General features: G+C 31.8%; 4 protein-coding genes. 3 read left to right on the plus strand and 1 reads right to left on the minus strand.

Annotated features, from left to right (window positions below; genetic code table 11):
• Positions 1-1,827, minus strand: a 1,827-nt coding sequence (locus tag GTZ96_RS17955; RefSeq protein ID WP_181033228.1) for a SprB repeat-containing protein, incomplete at its 3' end; no start/stop codon positions are given.
• A gap of 648 nt (positions 1,828-2,475) precedes the next feature.
• Here GTZ96_RS17955 and GTZ96_RS17960 point away from each other — a divergent pair.
• The 3 genes from GTZ96_RS17960 to GTZ96_RS17970 are packed head-to-tail and all read left to right on the plus strand — an operon-like array spanning position 2,476 to position 5,954.
• A complete protein-coding gene (locus tag GTZ96_RS17960; RefSeq protein ID WP_161645275.1) occupies positions 2,476-2,961 on the plus strand; it encodes a SixA phosphatase family protein in 486 nt (161 codons plus the stop codon).
• Between the two features lie 3 nt (positions 2,962-2,964).
• A complete protein-coding gene (gene ppk1, locus GTZ96_RS17965; protein WP_161645276.1) occupies positions 2,965-5,037 on the plus strand; it encodes a polyphosphate kinase 1 in 2,073 nt (690 codons plus the stop codon).
• A 26-nt stretch (positions 5,038-5,063) separates the two neighbouring features.
• Positions 5,064-5,954, plus strand: a complete 891-nt coding sequence (locus tag GTZ96_RS17970) for a Ppx/GppA phosphatase family protein (protein WP_161645277.1) — start codon at positions 5,064-5,066, stop codon at positions 5,952-5,954.
• Positions 5,955-6,078: the final 124 nt, after the last annotated feature.

The following is a 6,078-nucleotide window of genomic DNA, read 5'->3' on the forward strand; positions in this document are numbered from 1 at the left end:
GCGGTATTCAAAAGTTCCGTATCCACCAAGAGGCGCACTTACAGTGATAGTTCCATCAGCAGCAGCGTTACATGTAACATTTGTTTTTGCTACAGTTGCACTTAGTGCATCAGGTTGAGAGATTGTTTGGTCACCCAATACAATTACACAATTAGGATTTGCTTTGTCTCTTATTTGTACACTATAAGTAGCAGGAGCAAGAGCGTTGAAGCTACCGCTGGTTTGCCAAGTTCCGTTATTAAGGCGGTATTCAAAAGTTCCGTATCCACCAAGAGGCGCACTTACAGTGATAGTTCCATCAGCAGCAGCGTTACATGTAACATTTGTTTTTGCTACAGTTGCACTTAGTGCATCAGGTTGAGAGATTGTTACTCCTTGAGTTGTGGTACATCCATTAGCGTCTTTAACGGTAATGGTATAAGAACCTGCAGCAAGATTGCTGAAAGTTCCGCTTGAACCGAAAGTTATTCCGTCTTTGGCATAGGTATATGGAGAAGTTCCATTAGATCCGGCAACAGTCACACTACCGTTAGTGTTTCCAAAACAAGACACATTGGTTTGTGAAATAATAGAAGCAGTTGGCGCAATTTTATTAACAGTTACCACCACTTGGTCAGTTGCAGTACATCCGTTAGCTGTTGTTGCAGTTACGGTATAAGTTGTTGTTGTAGGAGGAGTAGCAATTGGATTAGCAATATTGATTGCGCTTAATCCTGTGGAAGGACTCCAAGAATAAGAAGCTCCTCCAGTAGCCAATAGTTGAGCACTTGTATTAGTACAGTTGATAGTAACATCCGATCCCGCAGACGCAACACAAGTAGTTAAAAGTGCTGTCGCATCATCAACATCAGAAAAAATTGGTAAATTGTTTACATCTGATCCCCTAGCAAATGCCAAATTCGTCACAGAACCACTTTCGATATCCGCTTGTGTAACTGTATAGGATGCTGTAAATTTCCAAGTTTCTCCAACTTGGAGAATACCATCATTATTTGTATCACCTGTATGGGTAGTGATATTACCTACTATATGATCATCATTTACAAAAGGAGCGGTAATAGGTGCGTCTGAAGTAACAGAATATGAGTATGTTATTATGTTTCCCGCCGAGTAATATGGATTCCCAGAAGTAATAGTTTTTACTATATCTAAGTTAGATTGTTTTACACAAGTTCCCACCTCAGTTATATGATTATAAATAATTACATGTTCTTTGCTAAATTTATCTTTGAATATTAATATATAAATTCCAGCTTTAATTGTTGATGTAGTATATGTCCCTGTTGTTATACCTGAAGTTGGGAAAGTTAATGCAGAATTCCCACTTGATTGTAAAGTATAAGGACCACATCCATTATCTTTAATTGTCATTGAAAATTTACTATTACTCGAATTACAATTTTGACCTGTTTCTATATCTTGAAAATAAATTTCGAAACAATTATCGTCTGGAATTTGACCACAACCAATAGCTTTAGCGATTTCAATATTAGAAGGTACAGTATTAAGTGTTTGTGTAGTTGTATAAGTAAGTATAATTGGAGCACTACTACCGCCTCCAGTATTTCCAGTATAATTATAGGTTACTCCAGCTACGGTTATAGATCCCCCAGAACAAGGGTCTGTGCCAGTACCCCCATGAACACGAACAAAATCGCATGCTACATTTCCATCAGCCGCACCGTTTCCTGCTTCAAATTGAAATTTAATTGTCTTAGCTGCTAGATTGGTTACGTAGTTACTGGGACATTGTCCTACTGCCGAAAAGGGTAGGATTACAAACAGTAAAAATATAATCCAAAAAGGTTGAGTAATTTTCGTTTCCATATAATCAGTTTTTAGTAGGTTTGGAGCTAAGTATTATATCTCAAATTTAAAAAATAGGGTAATCTATAATTTAAAGCGAATCTAATTACATTAAATTTCTGTAGTAAATTTTCTCTTTAAACAACCTAAATACTCGTTAAAAGACGTTTTTTGTCAAATAAAACCTAAAAACTTGGTTGTCAGTATTTGAATTCCGTAAAAAGCTTAAATTAGATGTTAATTTTTGTTTTTTTTATTTATGATTTTATCTCATTATTTAATTGACCTGTTTTAACTCCTTAAAAATTTACAATTTCAGGTATGATGTTATTTGTGATGATTATCAGTGTTAAATAATTTGTAAAATTGTAGTTCAAATTTAGGATTAAAAAATCCTAACACCAAAAAAAACATCGATAAAGTGTCTAAAAAATCAGATAAAATGCATTTTTATAAGTTTTTGATTACTTTTAAATATAAGGAATACTGTTTTAAACTTAAGTAATTTTGATTTCAGTGAAAAAAAATATTAATATTTATCTTTCAAGAAATAAGAAAAAAATCTAGAAGTAAAAAAGGAAAAAATAAAATCAGAATCTTTCGCTTTTCTTTTGTAAATTGTAAGTTCGATTTCAGTTTTAGATTTAATTTCACTTAAATTCGTTTTCCATGAAAAATTTAGTATTAATCAGGCATGCAAAATCGAATTGGGATATGCCATTAAAAGATATTGACAGACCTTTAGACCAACGTGGAATGCAGGATGCCCATTTGGTTTCCTTGAATATTCAAAAACATATTCCTAAAAAATATATCATTTGGAGTAGTCCAGCTAAAAGAGCATCGGATACAGCAGTCATTTTTGCACAAAATATATTATATCCGATTGAAAATATTGTTTACAAAGATGATTTATACACTTTTGAAGAAAAGCAATTAGAAAATATAATTAAATCTTGTGCGAATACATTCGATAGTGTAATTCTTTTTGGACATAATGCTGCAATTACAAATTTTGTTAATAAATTTGGGGATATATTTATAGAGAATGTTCCTACCAGTGGCTTTGTCTCGTTGCAATTTGAAACTGATAATTGGGGAGAAATAAATAAAGGTAAAACCAAAAAAATAATAATTCCAAAAGATTTAAAATAAAAAATGTTTGATCAAAAGTATATTGATAGAGAAAAAAGTTGGTTAGCATTTAATGCCAGAGTACTTCAAGAAGCCGCAGATGATTCGGTACCATTATTAGATAGATTACGATTTTTAGGGATTTTTTCCAATAATTTAGATGAGTTTTTTAGAGTTCGATTTGCTGCAATTCGTAGGTTAAGTCTATCTGGGAAAACTGGAGAAAAAATCTTAGGAGGTATTTCGGCGCAGCAATTAGTAAAAGATATTACTGAAATTGTAATCGAACATCAGACAGAAAGTTTAGCGATACTAAGAGAAATAGAATCTAAACTGGAAACTGAGAATATTTTAATTATCAACGAGAATGAAATTTCAGATGAACAAGAAGTTTTCTTGAAAGATTTCTTTATTCAAACGTTAAGTCCTGAATTAGTGACAATCATATTGAATGATTTGGCCGAGTTTCCTTTGTTAAAAGACAACATTGGTTATTTGGCGGTTAAATTGGTCATGAAAAAAGACGCAGCTGTTCATTATGCCATTATAGAAATTCCTAAAACAATGAATCGTTTTGTTGTTTTACCTTCAAATGATCATAAGCATTATGTAATTCTTATTGATGATGTAATTCGACATAATTTAAAAAGTATCTTCAATATTTTTGATTGTGAGAGCATTGCTGCTCACATGATAAAAATTAGTCGAGACGCTCAATTAGATATTGATAGTGATTTGAGTAAAAGTATGCTTGAAAAAATATCTACGAGTGTAAAAGACAGGAGAATAGGGGAGCCAGTTCGTTTTATTTATGATCAATTGATAGGGGATGATACCTTGGAATTTTTCTTAGATAAAATGAAAATTGTTTCTACAGATAGTATAATTCCAGGTGGAAGATATCATAATAGGAGAGATTATATGGATTTTCCAAATTTAGGAAGATTTGATTTACTTTATAAAAAAAACCTACCATTACCTATACCAGAACTTAATCAAGAAGGCAGTATTTTAGAGAAAATTAGTAAAAAAGATTATCTTTTGCATGCTCCTTACCAATCGTTTTCTTATCTAACCAAATTTTTAAGAGAGGCTGCTTTGGATCCAAAAGTAACTTCAATAAAAATAACCTTATATCGATTAGCTAAAAATTCCCAAATTATTAGCTCATTAATCAATGCTGCAAAAAATGGTAAACAAGTAACTGTTCAAATAGAATTACAAGCTCGTTTTGACGAAGCTTCAAATATTTCCTATGCTGAACAAATGCAAACGGAAGGAATTGATCTTATTTTTGGTATCAAAGGATTAAAAGTACATAGTAAAATATGTGTTATTGAGAGAATTGAAAATGGAAAAAACAAACGTTATGGTTTTATTTCTACTGGAAATTTCAATGAAGCTACTGCTAAAATTTACACAGATGTGACCCTTTTTACCAGTCATCAACAAATTTTGAAAGATATTTCAAAAGTTTTCGAATTTTTTAATATTAACTATAGAGTACATCGTTACAAGCATTTGATTGTTTCACCACATTATACGCGTTCTAAATTTTATAAACTTATTAATCGAGAGATTTCTCATGCACTTGCAGGTCGAAAAGCTTACATGAAACTAAAAATGAATAGTTTGTCAGACTTTGCCATGATTGATAAATTGTATGAAGCCAGTAATGCAGGAGTTATAATTCAATTAGAAGTCAGAGGAATTTGTTCTTTGATTCCAGGAATTAAAGGAATGAGTGAAAATATTGAAGCCATAAGTATTGTCGATAATTACTTAGAACATTCTCGTATTTATATTTTTGGAAATGGTGGTCAAACTGAAGTTTATATATCTTCAGCCGATTTTATGACTCGAAATTTAGATGGAAGAGTAGAAGTAACTTGTCCTATTTATGATCAGGATATTAAAAATGAATTGATTGAAAACTTTGACATAGCGTGGAAAGGAAATGTAAAAGTGCGTTTCCATTCTTATAGTTTAGATAACAAATACCGTAGCAATGACGGCAAAAATGTATTTAGAGCACAAATTGAAACGTACAAATATTATCAAAGGAAAGTGGGTTTGTTAGAAGAAATTATTCTTTAACCAAAGCGATAAAAATATAAAGGATAATGATTAAAATAAAAAAATACGCCGCCATCGATATTGGATCTAATGCCATGCGATTATTAGTTGTCAATATTGTTGAGCAGGAAGGAAAAGAAACACAATTTAATAAAAGTTCTCTTGTACGTGTTCCTATTCGTTTAGGTCAGGATGCTTTTACCGTAGGAGAAATTTCTACAGAAAATACAGATAGAATGTGTGATGCTATGAAAGCATTTAATCTGTTAATGAAAGTTCACAAAGTGGAATCTTATAAAGCTTTTGCAACTTCCGCAATGCGTGAAGCTTATAATGGAAAGGAAGTTGTGGCGCTTATTAAGAAAAAAGCCGATATTAAAATCGAAATTATCGATGGTAAAAAAGAAGCAGCCATCATTGCATCGACTGATTTGCATCATTTGTTGAAAACAGATAAAACCTATTTGTTTGTTGATGTAGGTGGTGGTAGTACTGAATTTACCTTGTTTTCTGATGGTAAAATAGTGATTTCTAGGTCATTCAAAGTAGGTACTGTTCGATTATTGAATGAAATGGTTAGTGATATTGTATGGCAAGAAATTGAGAAGTGGATTAAAACAAATATTACTGATTTTGATGAAGTTTCCTTGATAGGTTCTGGTGGGAATATCAATAAATTATTTAAAATGTCAGGAAAAATGCAAGATAAGCCCTTGTCTTATTTGTATGTCAATTCCCAGTACGCATTTTTAAATTCGTTAACATACAATCAAAGAATTTCTGAATTAGGATTAAACCCTGATCGTGCCGACGTAATTATACCAGCCGTTCGTATTTATCTAAATGCCATGAAATGGAGTGGAGCCAGAAATATCTATGTTCCTAAAATTGGACTTTCAGATGGTATTGTTAAAGCTATGTATTTTGGTAAAATATAAATAATTGAGTTAGTCATTTAGTTTCTGTATTTTTATGTCTTTAAAAACAGTCGTTATGGAAGTATTTGAAGGACAAAGCATACTAAACTTTATAAAAGAATTGCCAAATGATGAAGCTTGCAAA

Source organism: Flavobacterium undicola, from assembly GCF_009909155.2.
Taxonomy (GTDB): Bacteria; Bacteroidota; Bacteroidia; order Flavobacteriales; family Flavobacteriaceae; genus Flavobacterium; species Flavobacterium undicola.